This is a genomic window from Streptomyces sp. NPDC012794, assembly GCF_042901085.1.
GTDB lineage: Bacteria > Actinomycetota > Actinomycetes > Streptomycetales > Streptomycetaceae > Streptomyces.
The window spans coordinates 455,096-472,956 of the sequence record NZ_JBIBCI010000002.1 but is presented as its reverse complement, the minus strand read 5'-3'; the positions used below and the strand labels follow the sequence as shown (position 1 = coordinate 472,956).

Here is a 17,861-nt window from a genome sequence, read left to right as displayed (position 1 = left end):
CTCACCGGGGCAGCGTCAGCGACCACGCGGCCCGCCGCACCGTCCACGTACGCCGGCGCACCGGGCCGGCCAGGGCATGGTCGGCCCGGTAGCGGAAGTCCTCCCCGGACGCACCGGACGCCCCGAACGCCCCAGACGCCCCAGGCGCCCCGGAAAATCCGGACATCCCGGATGCCCCCGGCACCCCGAGCACCCCCGAGTACCCGGACATACCAGACACCCCGGACACCGTGACCGTCTCCGCGCGGCCCGTCAGTGGCGGCGCGCCCGCCAGCCGGACCACCACCTCCGCCGGCCCCGCCCCGCCCCCGGCGGTCCGTACGGCCACGTCCTCCACGGGCCGGTCCCCGTCGGCCAGCACCACCCCGTCCACCTCGACCCGCAGCCGGTGCACCGGCCGCACCGGCGCCGCCGGACCCGGCAGCAGTGTCCGCAGCAGCGAGCGGTAGCCCCCGCCCCGCCACACGGCCTGCACCGGCGGACTGATCCGCAGCCCGGCCAGCACCACGCCGCCGCCGTCGTCCACCAGCAGGTCCCGCGGCCGGGCCACTCCGTCCAGAGCCGCCCGGGCCGCCAGCACCGCCGACAGCGGCACCCCGAGCGAACGGGCCAGCGCCAGGGAGCCCGGCGCCCCCACCGGGACCAGCGAAACCACCCCGTCCCCCGGCTCCGGCTCCCGGTGCAGCAGCCCCACGGCCCGCACCAGCGCCCGGTCGTCCCCCACGATCACCGGCCGCCTATGACCCCGGCGGGCGAGGGCCCGCGCAAATTCCTCCTGCGAATCCGGGAGGCAGATTTTCGCCGCGGCTCCCGCTGACAACACATCCTTCGCGATTCGCACGGACTCGCCGTCAAGACGGCGGGCGACCGGGTCGACGAGCACGAGCAGGCCGCCTACCGGCGCGCCCGCATGGCTCATGGCGGGCTCTGGAGCCGACACCTCGGTCCTTCCTCGGGTAGCATCTTTGTGCAAGAGGCCCTTGCGCTATTGCGCCAGGGCCTTCGTCTATTCCGGGGTACCGGTCCGACGGCTCAGCCTGCGGTGTACATCGTCGTACGCCCCCTGACCTTGGACATGCCCCATCCGGAAGAGGTGTACGCCTGTGCCCGCTCTTGTGCTGCTCGGAGCTCAGTGGGGTGACGAGGGCAAGGGAAAGGCCACCGACCTGCTCGGTGGATCCGTTGACTATGTAGTGCGCTACCAGGGTGGCAACAACGCCGGCCACACCGTGGTCGTAGGTGACCAGAAGTACGCGCTGCACCTTCTCCCGTCCGGCATCCTCTCCCCCGGATGCACCCCGGTCATCGGCAACGGTGTCGTCGTCGACCCGGCCGTCCTGCTCTCCGAGCTGCGCGGTCTGAACGAGCGCGGCATCGACACCTCCAAGCTGCTCATCAGCGGCAACGCGCACCTGATCACGCCGTACAACGTCACCCTCGACAAGGTCGGCGAGCGCTTCCTCGGCAAGCGCAAGATCGGCACCACCGGTCGCGGCATCGGCCCGACGTACGCGGACAAGATCAACCGCATCGGTATCCGCGTCCAGGACCTCTACGACGAGTCGATCCTCACCCAGAAGGTCGAAGCGGCCCTCGAGGGCAAGAACCAGCTCCTCGCGAAGCTGTACAACCGCCGCGCGATCGAGGCCTCCGCGATCGTGGAGGAGATGCTCCAGTACGCGGACCAGATCAAGGGCTACGTCGCCGACACCACCCTGATCCTCAACAACGCGCTCGACGACGACAAGGTCGTGCTCTTCGAGGGCGGCCAGGGCACCCTGCTCGACGTCGACCACGGCACGTACCCCTTCGTCACCTCCTCGAACCCGACCGCCGGCGGCGCCTGCACCGGCACCGGCGTGGGCCCGACGAAGATCAGCCGCGTCATCGGCATCCTCAAGGCCTACACGACCCGCGTCGGCGCGGGCCCGTTCCCGACCGAGCTGTTCGACGAGGACGGCGAGGCGCTGCGCCGCATCGGCGGCGAGCGCGGTGTGACCACCGGCCGCGACCGGCGCTGCGGCTGGTTCGACGCGCCGATCGCCCGCTACGCCACCCGCGTGAACGGCCTGACGGACTTCTTCCTCACCAAGCTGGACGTGCTGACCGGCTGGGAGGAGATCCCGGTCTGCGTCGCGTACGAGATCGACGGCAAGCGCGTCGAGGAGCTGCCGTACTCGCAGACGGACTTCCACCACGCGAAGCCGATCTACGAAACCCTCCCGGGCTGGTCCGAGGACATCACCAAGGCCAAGACCTTCTCCGACCTGCCGAAGAACGCGCAGAACTACGTGAAGGCGCTGGAGGAGATGTCGGGCGCACCGATCTCGGCGATCGGCGTCGGCCCCGGCCGCACCGAGACGATCGAGATCAACTCGTTCCTCTGACGAGGACGGCCACGACGGCCGACCGCGTCCGAAGGGGCGGGGGGCGCACCGCGCTCCCCGCCCCTTCGGCGTGCCCCGGGCCTGAAGACACGATTCGGCAGACCGCGCCAACACGTTCCGCATCCGGCGGATCACGTTCGGTACAGTCGGCGCATTCGTCACCCAGGGCTGGGGATTCCATGCACGATCTCCGCGCGCCGGCGCTCCCGGCGACCCGAGGCGAGGCGCTCGACGCCGACGCCTACGCCGAGGACCTGCGGACCCGCCGCGCGGCGATCCGCAACGGCGATTCCTGGCGGCTGGAGCGGCTCCAGCACTTCGAGGAGACCGGCGACCCGGCCCGGGAGGCGCTGCGCCGGGGCGACTGGCGGGAGGTGCTCCGGCTGATCGAGGCGGAGCGCACCACCGCGCGCCGGGCCGCCGACGACGACAGCCGCAACGGTTCGCCTTTCCGCCGGCTGCGGGTGGTGGAGGAGCCGCTGTCCCCGTACGTGCAGTGGCAGCTGCACTGGCTCCACATGCGCGCGGAGGCCGGACACCAGACGCGGGTGCTGTCCGCCGAGGAGTTCTCCTTCACCGAGGCGTCCGGCGGCGGTCCGCTGCCGGAGATCGTGATCCTGGACGGCCGTGTCCTGTACGAGGTCCTCCACACCCCCGCCGGCGTCCACACGGGCAGCCGCCGGTACGAGGACCCGGCGATCGTCAAGCCCTGGGAGGTGTACGTGAGGCGGGCCTACGCGAGGGCCGAGGACCTGCGGACGTACTTCACCCACTCCGTCGCGCACCTGCCGCCGCCCCCGGCGGCCTGAAGACCTTCCCGGATCGGCCTTCCGGGACTGGTTTCCCGAATTCCGCCCCGGATCTGTCACATCCGCGCTCTCCCGTCCGTCAGTGCGGTGAAGACACCGGCCGAAGGAGAACAGCAGCCATGACGAACACCTCCGCCACCGCCACCCCGGTCTCGCGGATGTCCGACCCGGGCGAGTTCGTGCCCGAGCTGAGCGACATCAGTGCCGCCCTCTTCCGCGCCACCGGCAACCGCTCGGTGCCGCGCACCACGATCAGCCTGGTCCACCTGCGTGCCGGACAGATCGTCCGCAACACCTACCTGACCGTCCTGAACACCGCCTTCCTCCGCAAGGCCGGGGAGACGGAGGAGCGCATCACCGCCGTCTCCTCCTGGCAGGACGCCCCTTACTTCACCGAGGCCGAGCGTGCCGCGCTCGCGCTGGTGGAGGCCACCCTCCAGCCCGCCCCGCACGGCGAGGAACGCGTCCCGGACGCGCTGTACGCCGAGGTGGCGAAGCACTACGACGAGAAGGCGCTGGCCACCCTCACCATCGCGATCGGCCAGATCGGCTTCTTCATCGCCGTGGCCGTGATCGGCAAGCCCCAGCCGGTGGCCTCCCTCGCCGACCAGCAGTGGGACTGACGGCCGGAGGCCGCCGCCGGGTCAGGACACAAGGGTCTGGTCGTCCAGTTCGGTCAGCCGCACCGTGCACAGGCCGCCGCGCTCGGTCTTCACGTCCGTGACCTTCAGCTGCGTCCCCGGGGAGAGGATGAACTCCTCCTCCTCGGTGAACGCGGAGAAGTCGCGGATGCCCACCGCCCGGGCGGGCACCACCTCGAACATCGTCCGCTTGCCGCGGCTGCCGAGGAACCCCCGGGCCACGCCGAGCTTGGGCGTGCAGGAGGACACGCCCCACCAGGTGACGGTGCGGCCCAGCGGGTACTGCGCCCGCAGGTCCAGCGCGACACCGCGGTACAGCGGCTCCGTGCGGGCGGGCAGCCCGGAGACCGCCGCGAACAGCAGCCGCAGGTACGGCAGGTACGGGACGAGGCGCGAGCGGTCCGGGGAGCGCAGCGCCGCGTTGATCTCCCGGTAGAACGCGGACTCGCAGGTGTAGAGGTGGAGGGCGGAGACCGCGTCGGCGGACAGCCCGCCGGCCGCTCCGTCCGCCCGCGCCTTGCCGAACTCGTACGACCGGTCGACGTGGCCGCCGAGACCGGGCAGCAGCTCGGCGACGGCCGCGACGGCGTCCCGGAACTCCATGAGCGGGGTGTCGAACACGCCGGTGATCGCGGGGAGTACGAGCCCCTCGTCCTTGACGCTGGCGAGGCGCTCCAGATACAGCTGGTGCAGTTCCATCGTGGACGCGATGAAGGCGCCCATGCGGGCGGCGACGTCCTCGCCGCCCGTCCCGCCGGTCCCGGCGGCTGCCCGCTCGTTCCACCCCTTGGCCGGCAGCCAGTCGACCGGGTCCGCGCCCACGGACGCGAGGGCGTCGTTGACCGTCGCGAAGTGGTCGCCGTCGCAGAAGATGTCGCCCTGGGCCGCGGGATTGGCGTGGTCGATGTGCCGGACCTCGACGGCCGGGTACTTCGTCTGGAGCTCGAGGACGACCTTCTTCAGGCTGCGCGCGTGCGCCCCCCACCAGGCGAAGACGACGCCGCGGTCCTCCTCGGCGGCGTCCTGCTTGGCTTTGAGGATCTCCTCGACGATCCGCTCGGCGACCGGCCGCCAGAAGGCGGTGTGCGGATCGGCCCCGCCCCGCGCCCCGCCGCACTCCGCGGTGAGTGCCGCGTTCAGCAGGAGCACGCCCTGGGTGAGCATCGCCTGGAACCATTCCGGCGGCTGCACGGTGTCCCGCTCCTTCAGGAGCGCGCGTATGTCGGCGATCGGGGTCTTCTTCGGAATTCCGTGCTTCCACATAGCCGCCGCTTTGATGATGCAGCGAATGCTGACGACCCTGCCGAACTGGCTGTCCTTCCAGTCGTGGAAGGTGTTGTCGAACATCGCTATGCCGGTGGCGCTTTCCGGCCGCGGATACGGGTTCTGCCCGAAGACGACGACTTTCCACTTGTGCGGCGGATTCGGCTTGAGCGCCTGGAAGGTCAGTTCACGGACGGGCACGACGTCCGGACCGCGGCCCGCACCGATGAACGCGGCGGCGTTCGGCTGCGCCTCGATGACCGGCTTGAGCAGCGGAAACCACGGTTCGCCGCCGCCCTTGAACAATTCGGCCAGGGCCAGCGGGTCATTCGGATCGGGCTGTGCGGCGGGAGCCGGGGAGTTGCTTTCGGGCATGGTGAGGAACTCCGAAATGTCGAGCCGGACTTCGAATCTTTCCGCAGGCTAGCAGCGGGCACTGACAACGCTGACCGACCGTCACCACGGCCTGCGCGAAGACCGATTGTCAGTGGTCGCCGCTAACGTGGTGAGCGGTCGGAAAGACCGATTCCCGATAGGAGTGGATGATGACCGAGGACCGCGTGCAGCCTGCGCTCAGGGTCGTACTGACCGACGTCAACGCCGGTGTGGTGGAGGCGTGGCGGGCCGCCTTCGCCGACACCCCCGGGATCGAGATCCGCCGGGGATCGATCCTCGACGAGGACGTCGACGCGTGGGTCAGCCCGACCAACTCCCGGGGCCGGATGGACGGCGGGGTCGACGCGGCCGTCAAGCGGTTCCTGGGCGCCGGCATCCAGCTGCGCGTGCAGCGGGCGATTCGCGACCGGTTCGGGGGCAGTCTCCCCGTGGGCAGCGCGGTGTGCGTGCCGTCCGGGGCGGTCACCCCGCGGTTCCTGATCTCGACGCCGACGATGGAGGCGTCCTCGCAGAACGTCAGCGAGACCCTGAACGTGGCCCTGGCCTGCGCGGCCGCCTTCCAGGCGATCCACCAGCAGAACGAGACGCGGCCCGGCAGCATCCGCTCGGTGGCGCTGGTCGGCATGGGCGCCCGGACCGGCCGCGTGCCGGCGCGGGTCTGCGCCAACCTGATGTGGACGGGCTACACGCTCTTCAACGACCACCGCTTCGAGGACTACGACGACCTGCGCGCGACGATCACCGCGCAGCTGGACGGCATAGAGAGCGCCCCGGCCGGGAAGCGGGTCCGCATCACCCCGCCGCAGCGGACCGCGTCCCGTCGCTGACCGGCCGCTCCCCACCCCGGGCGGCTACCAGGCGAGTTGGGAGATCTCCTCCGCGACCACCGCGCAGGCGTCCGCCGCCGGATCGATCAGGGGGAAGTGGCCGACGCCCTCGACCAGGGTCAGGCCGACCATCTCGCCCGCCTTCGCGGCGGCGGCCACGTACGACTCGGCCACCGCCGGCGGCACCACGATGTCCTCCCGCCCCTGCACCACGGTGGTGGCGATGCCCGTGGGGAGCAGCGCCGCCGGATCGGCGAAGGGCAGCCGGGCCTCCCAGTGCTCCGGCCCGCCGCCCAGCAGCTGCGCCGACGCGCCGCCGCACACGCCGAGTTCCTCCGCCACTCCGAAGTCCGCGATCGGGGCCAGCGCCACCACACCGCGCAGCGGCGGCGGGGCGGACAGCCGCCAGGGCGCGCCGTACGGCAGGACGTGGCGCGCCGCCGCCCACAGCGCGAGCTGACCGCCCGCCGAGTGGCCGGTCACCACCGTCCGGCGGGAGTCGGCGGCGGGCAGGGCTGCCGCGGCCAGGCCGGGCAGGGCGTCCATGGCGGCGGCCACGTCGTCGAAGGTCTCGGGCCAGCGCCCGGCCACCGGCCCCCCGGCGTCCTGGTGGGGCAGGGAGCTGCCGCGCCGGTACTCCACGTTGGCGACGGCGAAGCCCCGCCGGGCGAGGAGGGCCGCGAAGGGGGTGATGTGCTGCCGGTCGTAGCGGGCCCGCCAGGCCCCGCCGTGCAAAACCACGACCAGCGGGGCGGAGCCCGCCGGCCCCTCGCCCCGGGGGGCGTAGAAGTCGATGACCTGGTCGGGGTGGTCCCCGTACGCGGCGCTCGCCTCGGGCGCGACCGGGGGGTGGGCGAAGGCCGAGGCGGCCTCGGCGGCGTCCCGTTCGACTGCGGGGTCCGTCATCGGCTCGACCTCTCGGTAACGCGTGGGACAGGGGGGACAGTTGTTCCGGTGTTCCGACAGAGCGGGACCGTACCAGGCCCGCACGCACCACCAGCCGCCGGATCGGGCCCGCACGGAGGCGGGCGGAGCCGTAGCCCCGCCCGCCCCGTGGTGTGACGTTTCGCTACCGCGTCACCCGAAAATGTGACCCAGTGTGCGCGCCGCGTGCTCCACGTCGGCGAAACCGACGTAGAGCGGCGTGAACCCGAACCGCAGGACGTCGGGGGCGCGGAAGTCCCCGACGACCCCCCTGGAGATGAGCTCGGCCATCACCTCGCGGGCACCCGCGGCCCGCAGCGAGACCTGGCTGCCACGCCGGCCGTGCTCGGCCGGGGTCACCGGCTCGACCCGCCCGTCCGGGACGTACGCGGCCACGCACTCGAGGAAGAAGTCGGTCAGCGCGAGGGACTTGGCGCGCACCGCCTCGATGTCGACGCCCTCCCAGGCGTCGAGGGCCGACTCCAGCGCCAGCATGGACAGGATGTCGGGGGTCCCGACGCGCACCCGGGCCGCACCCTCGGCGGGGACGTACTCCGAAGTCATCGCGAAGGGCTCGGCGTGGCCGTTCCAGCCGGGCAGCGGGGAGTCGAAGGCACCCTGGTGCCGCTCGGCCACGTAGATGTAGGCCGGGGAACCGGGGCCGCCGTTCAGGTACTTGTACGTACAGCCCACCGCGAGGTCGACGGAGTGCGCGTCGAGGCCGACGGGCAGGGCTCCGGCGCTGTGGCACAGGTCCCACACGATCAGCGCGCCCGCGGCGTGCGCGGCGCCGGTGAGGCCGGGCAGGTCGTGCAGCCGGCCCGTGCGGTAGTCGACGTGGTTGAGCAGCACCACGGCGGTGTCGTCGCCGAAGGCGCCGGCCGCGTCGGCCGGATCGACCGGGACGATTTCGAGGCCGGTCATCCGGGCGGCGGACGCGGCGATGTAGCCGTCCGTCGGGAAGGTGGTGGCGTCGACCAGCATCCGGGTCCGGCCGGGCGCCGCCAGGCGGGCGGCGCCGACCAGCGCCTTGAAGAGGTTGACGCTGGTGGAGTCGCCGACGGTCACCTGGCCGGGGGCGGCGCCGATCAGCGGGGCGATGCGGTCGCCGATCCGCTGCGGGGCGGTCCACCAGCCGCTCTCGTCCCAGGAGCGGATGAGGAGCTCGCCCCACTGGCGCCGCACGACGTCGGCCACGGCGCCGGGAACGCCCGTCGGCAGCGCGCCGAGGGAGTTCCCGTCGAGGTAGACGACCCCCTCGGGGAGGGTGAAGCGCGCGCGGAGCTTGCCGAGCCCGTCTTCCGCGTCGAGCCTCGCGGCCCGTTCCTGGAGCTCCGGTATGGGGTTCAGGGGGTTCAGGCCGGGGTCAGACATGGCTGCGGGCCGTCCAGAGCTCGGGGAAGACGTTCTTCGACGCGCGCTTCTCCAGCCAGGTCACCCCGGCCGAGCCGCCCGTTCCCGTCTTCGCTCCCATCGCCCGGCGCGTCGCGACCAGGTGGTCGTTGCGCCAGCGCCAGACCAGCTCGGCGACGTCCGTCAGCACCTCGCCGAGGCGGTGCAGGTCGGCGTGCGGGCCGGACGGGTCCGCGTAGAGGGCCGTCCAGACGGCCTCGACCTCGGCGGAGGGCTCGTACCGCAGGGCGAGGTCCCGGTCCAGGACCGCCCGGGGGACCGGAAGGCCGCGGCGGGCCAGCAGGCGCAGGGTCTCGTCGTACAGGCTGGGCTCGTGGAGGGCCTTCTCCAGTTCGGCGTGGACCCGCGGCGCGCCCCGGTGCGGGACCAGCATCGACGCCGACTTCTCACCGAGCAGGAACTCCATCCGGCGGTACATCGCCGACTGGAAACCGGAACCCTCGCCCAGGGCGGCGCGGTACGCGTTGAACTGCGCGGGGGTGAGCTGGGCCAGCGGCCGCCAGGAGGCGTTCAGGGCCTCCAGCTCGCGGAGGGATCGTTTCAGCGCGTCCATCGCGACGGGGACGTCGTCCTCGCGCAGTGCGCGGGCGGCCGTCTCCCACTCGTGGACGATGACCGTGAACCACAGCTCCATGACCTGGGTGGTCACCAGGAACACCATCTCGCCGGGGTCGTCCGAGCGCAGGTGCTGGAGGTGGGTGAGGACGTCCGCCTGGACGTAGTCCTCGTACGGAGTCGTGCCGTCGAAGTCGAGGTTCGGGGTGTCCGAACCGGCTCCGGAGGCATCAAGGGCGTGCGACATTTCTGTCTCCTCGACACGTGCTTCCGGGTAGCGGTCCGCTCCTTCCGGTGAGGTAAGTGGAGCCCCGGTCCCCTGCCACGCATCATAAGCAGGGGACCCGGAGGCCCTCTAGGGCGAGCCTCGACAGCGTTATGCGAGCGTGTCCGCCGCCGTCGGCGAGGAGTCCCGCAGGAAGGTCGAGCAGCGCTCGTACTCCTCCTTCTCCCCGATGGTCCCGGCGGCCCGCGCCAGCGCGTGCAGGGCGCGCAGGAAGCCGCGGTTCGGCTCGTGCTCCCACGGCACGGGGCCGTGGCCCTTCCAGCCGGCCCGGCGCAGCGCGTCGAGGCCGCGGTGGTAGCCGGTACGGGCGTACGCGTACGACTCCACCGTCCGGCCGGCGGCGTACGCCTGGTCGGCGAGGGCGGCCCAGGCGAGCGAGGAGGAGGGGTGCGCGGCGGCCACCTCGGCCGGGTCGGTACCGGCGGCGAGCGCCTCGCGGGGCGCGGGCTCGTCGGGCAGGTGGGTGGGGGCGGGGCCCCCGAGCAGGTTCTGGTGAATCGACATGGGCCCAGTCTGGCCGACGACGGCGCCCAGCGGCGAAGCCGGGCGGCGGGGAAACGGCCGCGGCCGGGCAGCGGCAGGCAGCGCGGCCCGCGGCCGGGCAGCGCGGCCGGCGGCGGTGAGGACCGGATCACGCGCCGGTCCGGGAAGCCGCGCACGCCCCCCGGTCGGCACGCCGCTCCGGGCCCGCGGCCGGCACGGCCGCCGGGTGGCGGGGAGCCGGGGGCACGCCCGCGGGCCGGGAGGCGGCCAGTTCCCGGCGCAGGACCGGCACGATCCGCTCGCCCAGCGCGTCGACCTGCTCCAGGGCCGCGTCCAGTGGCAGCCCGCAGTGGTCCACGGCGAAGAGCTGGCGCTGGTAGTCCCCGTAGACCTCCCGGAAGGTGAGCACCTTCTCGATGACCTGGTCGGGGCTGCCCACGGCCAGCGGGGTCCGGGCCGCGCACTCCTCCAGGGACCAGCGCCCGCCGTGGAACCGGGACCGGTCGTAGAACGGGCGGAACTCGCGCACCGCGTCCTGCGAGCGCGCCCGTACGAAGACCTGCCCGCCGAGCCCGACGACGGCCTGCCGGGCGGTGCCGTGGCCGTGCTCCTCGTACCGGGCGCGGTACAGCTCCACCAGGCGCGCGCACTGCTCGACGGGAGCGGACAGGTTGTCCGCGAAGAAGCCGTCGCCGTAGTACGCGGCCTGCTCCGCGATCTCCGGCGAACGCACCGACGCGTGCCACACGAAGGGTGGTACGCCGTCCAGCGGGCGGGGCACGGAGGTGAAGCCGTCGAGGCGGGCCCGGAAACGGCCCCGCCAGTCGACGTCCTCCTCCCGCCACAGGCGGTGCAGCAGGGCGTAGTTCTCCCGGGCCAGCGCGATGCCCTCGCGCAGGTCCTGGCCGAACCAGGGATAGCAGTTCGGGGTGTTGCCCCGGCCCGTCATCAGGTCGAGGCGGCCGCCCGCCAGGTGCTGGAGCAGCGCGTACTCCTCGGCGACGCGGACCGGGTCGTTGGTGGTGACCAGGGTGGTGGCGGTCGACAGGATCAGCCGCCGGGTGCGCGCGGCGAGGTAGCCGAGCAGCGTCGACGGCGAGGAGGTCACGTAGGGCGGGCTGTGGTGTTCGCCGGTGGCGAAGACGTCCAGGCCGGCTTCCTCCGCCCGCACCGCGAGGGCGGTCATGGCCCGGATCCGCTCGTGCTCGGTCGGCGTGCGGCCGGTCGACGGATCGGGGACGGCCTCACCGAGCGAGAAGACGCCGAACTGCACCCCGCCCCTCCCGTGTCGCACCGCCGCCGTGCGGGGCACCGCGCCGGGGCGGGCCCGGCACCGCGGCCCATGGGCCCCGCGATCCGACCGTGCCCGATGCGCGGGGGTCCGGCCAGGTCCGCCCGGGCAGTCCGTCAAGTCCGGCGGGGTGTGGCGGCCCCACCACGATCCGGCGAAGTGCGGTGGCCGGCGCACCTCCCCGGAAGAGGGGTGCTCGGCGGACGGTAGAGGCGCAGTGGACGCAGGCCGAGGGGGGCATGTCGTGAAAGCGGTCATGAGCAGCATCGACAGCAGGGGGACGGGAACGGCGGTGCCGGTCCGGCGGGACCCGGTCCACGAGGCGGCCGACGACCTGTGTTCCGCGGTCCTGTGCTCGCTGCGCCGCAAGGACCAGCGGGAGAAGGGCCGGCAGTACGTGCGGGGGCTGCTGGCGCTGCCCGGCCGCAAGTCGATGCGCGGGATCGCGGGGCAGTTCGGGGGCGGTGCCGCGGAGCAGAGCATGCACCACTTCATCTCCGGCTCCACCTGGGACTGGGAGCCGATCCGCGCCTCGCTCGCCGGGTTCCTCCAGGCGGCCACCCCCCTGACCGCGTGGGTGGCGCAGCCGCTGGCGATCCCGAAGGGCGGGGAGCACTCGGTGGGGGTGGCGCACCGCTTCGACCCGCACCAGGGGCAGATGTTCCGGGGGCAGCAGGCCTTCGGGACCTGGTTCGCCTCGGCGGGGCTGGTCACCCCGGTCGGGTGGCGGATGCACCTGCCGGAGGGCGACGGCCCCGAACCGCTGGAGCCGGCCGACGCGCAGGCCGCGTACGAGGAGTCCGCGGCGGCCGCCGTCATCGAGACCGTGCGGCGCAGCGGGATCCAGCGCCCGGTGGTGCTCGACATCCAGCGGATCGGCAGCCGTTCCACCATGAACCGCTTCGCGGAGGCCGGGCTGCCCGTCATCGCCCGCATCGGCCCGGCCACTCCGCTGCTGGTCACCGACCCGGCGCTGCCGGGCCACGGCGCCGGGGCGCGCCCCGCGCGGGACGTCCTGCAGGCGGTGAAGGGGCTGTGCACCCCGGTGGAGTGGACCGACCCGGACCCGACGCTGCCGGGGGGCCGTCACCGCAGCACCCTGGCGGTCGCGGTGCGGGTGATGATGCCCGACCCCTCCCCGGCCCGCCGCCGTCACCTGCTGCTGGTCGGCGAGTGGACGGACCCGCGCCGCCCTCCGGCGCAGCTGTGGCTGACGGACCTGGTACGGCTCCCCGTGGGCCCGCTGCTGCGGCTGACGAAGCAGGGCCGGCGGGTCGGTTTCGCCGCCGAGCACAGCGGACGGGAGGCGGGTCTGCGGGACTTCGCGGGCCGGGCCCTGCCGGGCTGGCACCGGCACGTCACACTGGCCTCGGTCGCGCACGCGGCCCGTGCCCTGACCGCCACGGAGCACTACGCGGCGGCGTGAGACCCCGCCCCCGGCAGGGTCCGCGAAGCGGATACGGGGCCTCAGGCCCGGTCGGCGGCGGCGCGGCGGTCGTGCAGGACCGTGCGGGTCCGGCGCAGCCGCAGGGCCATCTGGATCTCCAGGGCGCCCGCGGGCTCCTGCCAGCGGGGGCCGAGGAGCTCGGTGATGCGGTCCAGCCGGCGGGAGACGGTGTTCGGGTGCACGTGCAGGGCCTCGGCGGCGCGGGTGGGGCTGGCGCCCGAGGCGAAGTACGCCTCCAGGGTGCGGGTCAGCTCCGTCAGCCGGTCCGCGTCGTACTCCAGGACGGGGCCGATGGTCCCGGCGATGAACGACTCCACGTCGTGGTCGGCGGACAGCAGCATGCCGAGGAAGCCCAGTTCGCGCAGGGAGGCGGTGCCGCCCACCCCGTCGAGCGCGGTCAGCGCGTCCAGGCAGCGCACCGCCTCGGCGTAGACGCGGGCCACCTCGCCCGGGCTCCCCGTGGGTCCGGCGGCCCCGGTGGACACGGCGTGGCCGAGCAGCGGCGACAGCTCCCCGGAGGCCCGGTGCGCGGCGGCGGAGGCGTCGGTGCCGGGCAGGACCAGGACGATGCAGCCCCGCCGGACGCCCTTGAGCCCGCCCGTCCGGTAGGCGTACGAGGACGCCCAGGCCACGGCCTTGCCCAGTTCACCGCCCTCCGGCCGGGCGACGACCACCACGTGCGGGCGGTCCAGGTCGATGCCGAGCCGGCGGGTGCGCTCCAGCAGGTGCAGGTCGACGGAGTGGGGCCGGTCCAGCAGGTCCGCGAGGAGTTCGTCGTGGACGGGGCCCTCGGCGGCGGCCGTGCCGCGCTGGATCAGCATCAGGGAGGCGACGGACTGGGCGGACAGCTGGAGCAGCCGTACGTCCTCCTCGGCGAGCGGCGCGGAGGCGCTGAGCAGCAGCACCCCGAGGTCCTCGGCGCCCGCCAGTACCGGGGCCAGCCACAGGTCGCCGGGCAGCCGCACCGGACGCCGGTCGGTGAGGGCCTGGAGGGCGCCCTTCGTCACCGCCTCCTCGTCCAGGCCGGGCAGCTCCCCGGTCGCGGTCAGCGGCCGCCCGCCGGGGTCGCGCACCTGGAGCACGCCGTCCAGCGCGTCGGCGGTGGCCCGGGCGACGGTGGCGAGACCGGCGCCGTCCAGGACCAGCCCGGCCAGCCGGGCGTGGCACTCCCACAGGTAGCGGACCCGGGTGAGGGCGGTGTGGGTGCGCGAGCCGTAGGCCTCCAGCTCGGTGACCTCGTCGCGGGTCTGCTCCAGCAGCCGGGCCTTCTCGATGGCGACCGCCGCCAGGTCGGCGAGGGAGAGCATGATGCCGATCTCGTCCGGGGTGAACTCCCGTACGGAGCGGTCGGATCCGTAGAGGGCGCCGAGGGTGGAGTCCCCCCGCCGCAGCGGGACCGCGATGATCGCGCGCAGGCCCTCCGCCTCGACGACGGCGTCGATGCCGGGGGCGTGCGCGATGCTGGTGTCGGCGAGGTAGTCCGGGGTCCACACCGGGGAGCGGCGGGCCTGCGCGATGCTGCCGAGGCCGCGGCCGGTGCCGAGTTCGAGGCCGACGTTGAGCGCGGTGGTCTCGCCCTCGGAGGTGCGTACGTACGCGGACCCGTCCGGGCGGCTCAGCGACAGCCAGGCCATGTCGAAGCCGAGGAGGCGTCTGGCCCGGCGGGTGATCAGACGCAGCAGGCCGTCGATGTCGTACGGGGAGGTCAGGTCGTGGGCGGTGTCGACGAGGGCGGTGAGGGCGGCCTCGCGCTGTCTGGCCCTGCTCGCGCGGGCCCGTACCGAGCGGGCGAGTTCCACGGCCCGGGTGAGGGCCGCGAGTTCGGCTTCGTCCGCGCCCGCGCCGCGGGCCTCGGCGAGCAGGGCCTCGTAACGGCTCTGCGGGGCGTCCCCAGCGAGCAGTTCCAGTACGGCCAGCGGACCGCCCCCGTCCCCGCGCATACCGCCGCCCCCCACCCGACCAGCCACTTTCCGTCCCCGGACCCGAACCTAGGTTCCGCCGGGCGAGGGGTCAAGCAGCGGCCCGCGCACCTGACGCCGGGTCAGGTGCGGGCACCACAGCTCAGGGTGAGCCCGCGGGCCGGGCGGGCCGTCCGGACGGCCTCGACGCGGGCCTCGGCCCGGTGCAGGGCCGCCAGGTACGCGTCGCCGGGGCGGCACGCTCCCGCGCCGCGCAGACCCGCGAGCGCGAGGCGCAGCTCGCGGTGGCGTCCCAGTGCGAGTTCCGCCTCGACCCACTGGCCGAGCACGGAGAGCCGGTCGGCGTCGAGGCAGGCGATGCGGCGGCGCAGCCAGGTCCCGGCGTCGATGCCGTCCAGGACGGGGCCGGTCCACAGGTCCAGTGCCCGGCGGAGCCTCGCGGCGGCCTGCGCGGCGTCGCCCCGCCCCATGGCCCGGTAGCCGGCGCCCGCCTCGCGCTCGAACTCGCGGACGTCGCAGCGGCCGCCGCCGGTGTCGAGAAGATACCCGCCGGGTCGCGTGGACAGCACGGTCTCGGGAGTGCGTACCGAGCCGGTGCCCAGTGCCTCCGCGAACCGCTCGCGCAGCCGGCGTACGGCGGTGTGCAGGGCGGCGTGGGCGTGCTCGGGCGGGACGCGGCGGGCCAGCTCGTCCGCGAGGACGGAAGCGGGCACGACCCGGTCGGGACAGGCGGCGAGGACCGCCAGGACATGCCGGGACTCCGGCGTGGGGGCCGTGATGGGCACACCGTTCTCGGTGACCCGTGGTGCGCCGAGTACCTCAATGTCCACAGTGATCTCCCTGGGCAGGCGAGCAGAAAAATCATACCCGGAAGGATCTTTTTGGGAAGGGGGCGGGCCGGACCGGCCTCAGGCGGAGATCTCCTCGGCGGCCGCGCGCGCCTCCTCGGCGGCCGCGCGGACTCCCTCGGCGGCCCCGCGGGCCTCCTCGGGCGCCTTCCCCTCCAGGGGCGGCACGCCGCCCGGGCAGCCGTACCGGCACTCGTGCGCGCCCTGCGGGCCGTACAGCGCCCGCGCCCCGCGCCCGGGGGCCGTGTCCAGCCGGATCGCCACGGCCGGGACCACCACGCCGGGCATCACGTGCGTGTAGAGCTCCGAGACCTGGGCGTCCAGGTCCAGCCCCAGCGTGTACGACATGGTGTTCAGTCCCGCGAACGCGCCCACGATCAGGCGGGCCGGGATCCAGGGGTCCACGTTCGGCAGCAGTTCCCCGCGCCGCTGGGCCTCCTCCAGCAACGGGACGTGCAGCTCGATCCAGGTCTGGTAAGGGGTCACGCGGTCGAGGCCGCGGCCGGCGTGGTCCAGCGTGAGCCGGGCACTGGCCCGCATCAGCGCGTCGTGCCGCAGCTGGTGCGAGAAGACCATGCCGATGTCCACGAACTCCTGCGCCTTGTACTGCTGCGGCCGCATCTGCGGCTGCGACTCGTTCTGCGCGTCGATGACGGCCTGGGCCAGGCCTTCCTTGGAGTCGAAGTGGAAGTAGAGCGCTCCCTTGGTGACCTTGGCGAGGTTGACGATGTCCGAGAGCTTGGCCGTGTCGTAGCCGTACTCCTCGAACACCAGCGCCGCCGCCTCCAGGATCGCCCGACGCGTGCGCACCGCCCGGTCCTGCTTCACCTGGGGTCGCACTGTCTTCATCGCCGGCGTCGCCTCTCCTGGCCCGCCGGCATTACATCCCGGCGGGTACGTTTCTCTGCCTAGATTCCACACCATCGCCGCCTGCCCCGTCCACCGGCGTATGTCACCTCGGGCGAATCCGTACCCAATCCGCGCCGGATCCCCCCGGACCCTGCCGGGCCCCTGCCGTGCCGAGCCGGATCCACGGGGTACGGCAAAGGGGTCCGCCGGTCCCTGACGGACCGGCGGACCCCTTCAGGTCCCGGCGGACCCTTTCGGGTCCTCGCCGCCTACTTCAGCTTGGTGCCCGTGGAACGCAGGTCGGCACAGGCCTGGGTGACGCGCTTGGCCATGCTCGCCTCGGCCAGCTTGCCCCAGGTGCGCGGGTCGTAGGTGGACTTCTTGCCGACCTCGCCGTCGACCTTCAGGACACCGTCGTAGTTGCGGAACATGTGGTCCGCGACCGGGCGGGTGAAGGCGTACTGGGTGTCGGTGTCGAGGTTCATCTTCACGACGCCGTTCTCCAGCGCGGTGGCGATCTCCTCGGGCGTGGAGCCCGAGCCGCCGTGGAAGACGAAGTCGAACGGAGAGGCCTTGCCGAACTTCTCCGCGACGCCGGCCTGGAGGTCCTTGAGCAGCTCGGGCCGCAGGACGACGTTGCCCGGCTTGTAGACGCCGTGCACGTTGCCGAAGGAGGCGGCGAGCAGGTAGCGGCCCTTCTCGCCCAGGCCGAGGGCCTCGGCGGTGCGGATCGCGTCGTCGACGGTGGTGTACAGCTCGTCGTTGATCTCGTGGCTGACGCCGTCCTCCTCGCCACCGGTCGGGGTGATCTCGACCTCGAGGATGATCTTCGCGGCGGCGGCCTTGGCGAGCAGCTCCTGGCCGATGGCCAGGTTGTCGGCCAGGGTCTCGGCGGAGCCGTCCCACATGTGCGACTGGAAGAGCGGGTTCAGGCCGCGGGCGACGCGCTCGGCGGACACCTCCAGGAGCGGACGGACGTAGCCGTCCAGCTTGTCCTTGGGGCAGTGGTCCGTGTGCAGCGCGACGGTGACGTCGTACTTGGCGGCTACGACGTGCGCGAACTCGGCCAGGGCGACCGCGCCGGTGACCATGTCCTTGCTGTACTGGCCACCCAGGAACTCGGCACCGCCGGTGGAGATCTGGATGATGCCGTCGCTCTCGGCCTCCGCGAAGCCGCGCAGGGCAGCGTGCAGGGTCTGGGTCGAGGTGACGTTGATGGCCGGGTAGGCGAACTTGCCTGCCTTCGCCCGGTCGAGCATCTCGTTGTAGACCTCGGGGGTTGCGATGGGCATCTGTCCGCTCCTTGGATGTGCGGGGAGTGTGCTTATTGCGGGCCCTGACCTGGGGGCGACGTCGCCGTCGCGCCTATCTTTCCAGACTCGGCGCGACACTCCACCCCGCCTGTCACCCCTCGCTCAGCGCGGCGGCCGGAGCGTTTCACGTGAAACACCCCGGCCGTCCGGAAAGGCGCAGGTCAGGACCGGAGCGTCGACCTCCGGGACCGTGGCCGCGCGTTCTCCCGC

General features: G+C 73.2%; 16 protein-coding genes. 5 read left to right on the top strand and 11 right to left on the bottom strand.

Annotated features, from left to right (window positions below):
- Position 1 precedes the first annotated feature (1 nt).
- Entirely contained in the window at positions 2-919 is a 918-nt protein-coding gene (locus tag ACFY7H_RS05380) for a diacylglycerol kinase (protein WP_388933722.1), read from the bottom strand.
- A gap of 184 nt (positions 920-1,103) precedes the next feature.
- Here ACFY7H_RS05380 and ACFY7H_RS05375 point away from each other — a divergent pair, with 184 nt between their 5' ends.
- The 3 genes from ACFY7H_RS05375 to ACFY7H_RS05365 all read left to right on the top strand — a co-directional run bounded on the left by ACFY7H_RS05375 (position 1,104) and on the right by ACFY7H_RS05365 (position 3,819).
- Positions 1,104-2,387, top strand: coding sequence for an adenylosuccinate synthase (locus ACFY7H_RS05375; protein WP_388933359.1), 1,284 nt, complete (start codon positions 1,104-1,106; stop codon positions 2,385-2,387).
- Positions 2,388-2,566: 179 nt separating this feature from the next.
- Positions 2,567-3,196 (top strand): DUF6879 family protein, encoded by a 630-nt coding sequence (locus ACFY7H_RS05370; RefSeq protein ID WP_388933358.1) that lies wholly within the window; start codon positions 2,567-2,569, stop codon positions 3,194-3,196.
- A 119-nt stretch (positions 3,197-3,315) separates the two neighbouring features.
- Positions 3,316-3,819 (top strand): carboxymuconolactone decarboxylase family protein, encoded by a 504-nt coding sequence (locus tag ACFY7H_RS05365; protein ID WP_388933356.1) that lies wholly within the window; start codon positions 3,316-3,318, stop codon positions 3,817-3,819.
- 21 nt (positions 3,820-3,840) lie between these two features.
- Here the strand turns inward: ACFY7H_RS05365 and ACFY7H_RS05360 are convergent, their stop codons facing one another.
- Complete coding sequence (locus ACFY7H_RS05360; RefSeq protein WP_388933353.1) at positions 3,841-5,475, bottom strand: ADP-ribosyltransferase domain-containing protein; 1,635 nt, start codon at positions 5,473-5,475, stop codon at positions 3,841-3,843.
- A gap of 170 nt (positions 5,476-5,645) precedes the next feature.
- Between ACFY7H_RS05360 and ACFY7H_RS05355 the strand changes: the two genes are divergently transcribed.
- Complete coding sequence (locus tag ACFY7H_RS05355) at positions 5,646-6,323, top strand: macro domain-containing protein (protein WP_388933350.1); 678 nt, start codon at positions 5,646-5,648, stop codon at positions 6,321-6,323.
- 24 nt (positions 6,324-6,347) lie between these two features.
- Here ACFY7H_RS05355 and ACFY7H_RS05350 read toward each other — a convergent pair whose 3' ends face one another.
- From ACFY7H_RS05350 to ACFY7H_RS05330, 5 genes are all read right to left on the bottom strand, one after another.
- A complete protein-coding gene (locus ACFY7H_RS05350) occupies positions 6,348-7,229 on the bottom strand; it encodes an alpha/beta hydrolase family protein (RefSeq protein WP_388933347.1) in 882 nt (293 codons plus the stop codon).
- A 171-nt stretch (positions 7,230-7,400) separates the two neighbouring features.
- Positions 7,401-8,621, bottom strand: coding sequence for a kynureninase (gene kynU / locus ACFY7H_RS05345; protein ID WP_388933345.1), 1,221 nt, complete (start codon positions 8,619-8,621; stop codon positions 7,401-7,403).
- Positions 8,614-9,462, bottom strand: a complete 849-nt coding sequence (locus ACFY7H_RS05340; RefSeq protein WP_388933342.1) for a tryptophan 2,3-dioxygenase family protein — start codon at positions 9,460-9,462, stop codon at positions 8,614-8,616. The genes kynU and ACFY7H_RS05340 overlap by 8 nt, the downstream gene beginning before the upstream one ends.
- Before the next feature lie 129 nt (positions 9,463-9,591).
- Positions 9,592-10,005 (bottom strand): DUF3151 domain-containing protein, encoded by a 414-nt coding sequence (locus tag ACFY7H_RS05335; RefSeq protein WP_388933339.1) that lies wholly within the window; start codon positions 10,003-10,005, stop codon positions 9,592-9,594.
- A gap of 127 nt (positions 10,006-10,132) precedes the next feature.
- Positions 10,133-11,257 (bottom strand): CE1758 family FMN-dependent luciferase-like monooxygenase, encoded by a 1,125-nt coding sequence (locus ACFY7H_RS05330; RefSeq protein ID WP_388933336.1) that lies wholly within the window; start codon positions 11,255-11,257, stop codon positions 10,133-10,135.
- A 274-nt stretch (positions 11,258-11,531) separates the two neighbouring features.
- Between ACFY7H_RS05330 and ACFY7H_RS05325 the strand changes: the two genes are divergently transcribed.
- Positions 11,532-12,701 (top strand): IS701 family transposase, encoded by a 1,170-nt coding sequence (locus tag ACFY7H_RS05325; protein WP_388933333.1) that lies wholly within the window; start codon positions 11,532-11,534, stop codon positions 12,699-12,701.
- A gap of 41 nt (positions 12,702-12,742) precedes the next feature.
- Here the strand turns inward: ACFY7H_RS05325 and ACFY7H_RS05320 are convergent, their stop codons facing one another.
- The 4 genes from ACFY7H_RS05320 to fbaA form a co-directional block, all read right to left on the bottom strand.
- Positions 12,743-14,662: a helix-turn-helix domain-containing protein gene (locus ACFY7H_RS05320; RefSeq protein WP_388933330.1), complete on the bottom strand. Its 1,920-nt coding sequence runs from the start codon at positions 14,660-14,662 to the stop codon at positions 12,743-12,745.
- 101 nt (positions 14,663-14,763) lie between these two features.
- Positions 14,764-15,471, bottom strand: a complete 708-nt coding sequence (locus tag ACFY7H_RS05315) for a BTAD domain-containing putative transcriptional regulator (protein WP_388933327.1) — start codon at positions 15,469-15,471, stop codon at positions 14,764-14,766.
- A 78-nt stretch (positions 15,472-15,549) separates the two neighbouring features.
- Complete coding sequence (locus tag ACFY7H_RS05310; protein WP_388933325.1) at positions 15,550-16,338, bottom strand: ScbR family autoregulator-binding transcription factor; 789 nt, start codon at positions 16,336-16,338, stop codon at positions 15,550-15,552.
- A 269-nt stretch (positions 16,339-16,607) separates the two neighbouring features.
- Complete coding sequence (gene fbaA / locus ACFY7H_RS05305) at positions 16,608-17,630, bottom strand: class II fructose-bisphosphate aldolase (protein WP_388933322.1); 1,023 nt, start codon at positions 17,628-17,630, stop codon at positions 16,608-16,610.
- Positions 17,631-17,861 lie beyond the last annotated feature (231 nt).

Coding starts and splice junctions, on each gene's coding strand:
- ACFY7H_RS05310 (WP_388933325.1), bottom strand. CDS start 16,338: ATGAAGACAGTGCGACCCCAGGTGAAGCAGGACCGGGCGGTGCGCACG.
- ACFY7H_RS05360 (WP_388933353.1), bottom strand. CDS start 5,475: ATGCCCGAAAGCAACTCCCCGGCTCCCGCCGCACAGCCCGATCCGAAT.
- fbaA (WP_388933322.1), bottom strand. CDS start 17,630: ATGCCCATCGCAACCCCCGAGGTCTACAACGAGATGCTCGACCGGGCG.
- ACFY7H_RS05355 (WP_388933350.1), top strand. CDS start 5,646: ATGACCGAGGACCGCGTGCAGCCTGCGCTCAGGGTCGTACTGACCGAC.
- ACFY7H_RS05325 (WP_388933333.1), top strand. CDS start 11,532: ATGAGCAGCATCGACAGCAGGGGGACGGGAACGGCGGTGCCGGTCCGG.
- ACFY7H_RS05320 (WP_388933330.1), bottom strand. CDS start 14,662: ATGCGCGGGGACGGGGGCGGTCCGCTGGCCGTACTGGAACTGCTCGCT.
- ACFY7H_RS05380 (WP_388933722.1), bottom strand. CDS start 919: ATGAGCCATGCGGGCGCGCCGGTAGGCGGCCTGCTCGTGCTCGTCGAC.
- ACFY7H_RS05340 (WP_388933342.1), bottom strand. CDS start 9,462: ATGTCGCACGCCCTTGATGCCTCCGGAGCCGGTTCGGACACCCCGAAC.
- ACFY7H_RS05350 (WP_388933347.1), bottom strand. CDS start 7,229: ATGACGGACCCCGCAGTCGAACGGGACGCCGCCGAGGCCGCCTCGGCC.
- ACFY7H_RS05370 (WP_388933358.1), top strand. CDS start 2,567: ATGCACGATCTCCGCGCGCCGGCGCTCCCGGCGACCCGAGGCGAGGCG.
- kynU (WP_388933345.1), bottom strand. CDS start 8,621: ATGTCTGACCCCGGCCTGAACCCCCTGAACCCCATACCGGAGCTCCAG.
- ACFY7H_RS05365 (WP_388933356.1), top strand. CDS start 3,316: ATGACGAACACCTCCGCCACCGCCACCCCGGTCTCGCGGATGTCCGAC.
- ACFY7H_RS05335 (WP_388933339.1), bottom strand. CDS start 10,005: ATGTCGATTCACCAGAACCTGCTCGGGGGCCCCGCCCCCACCCACCTG.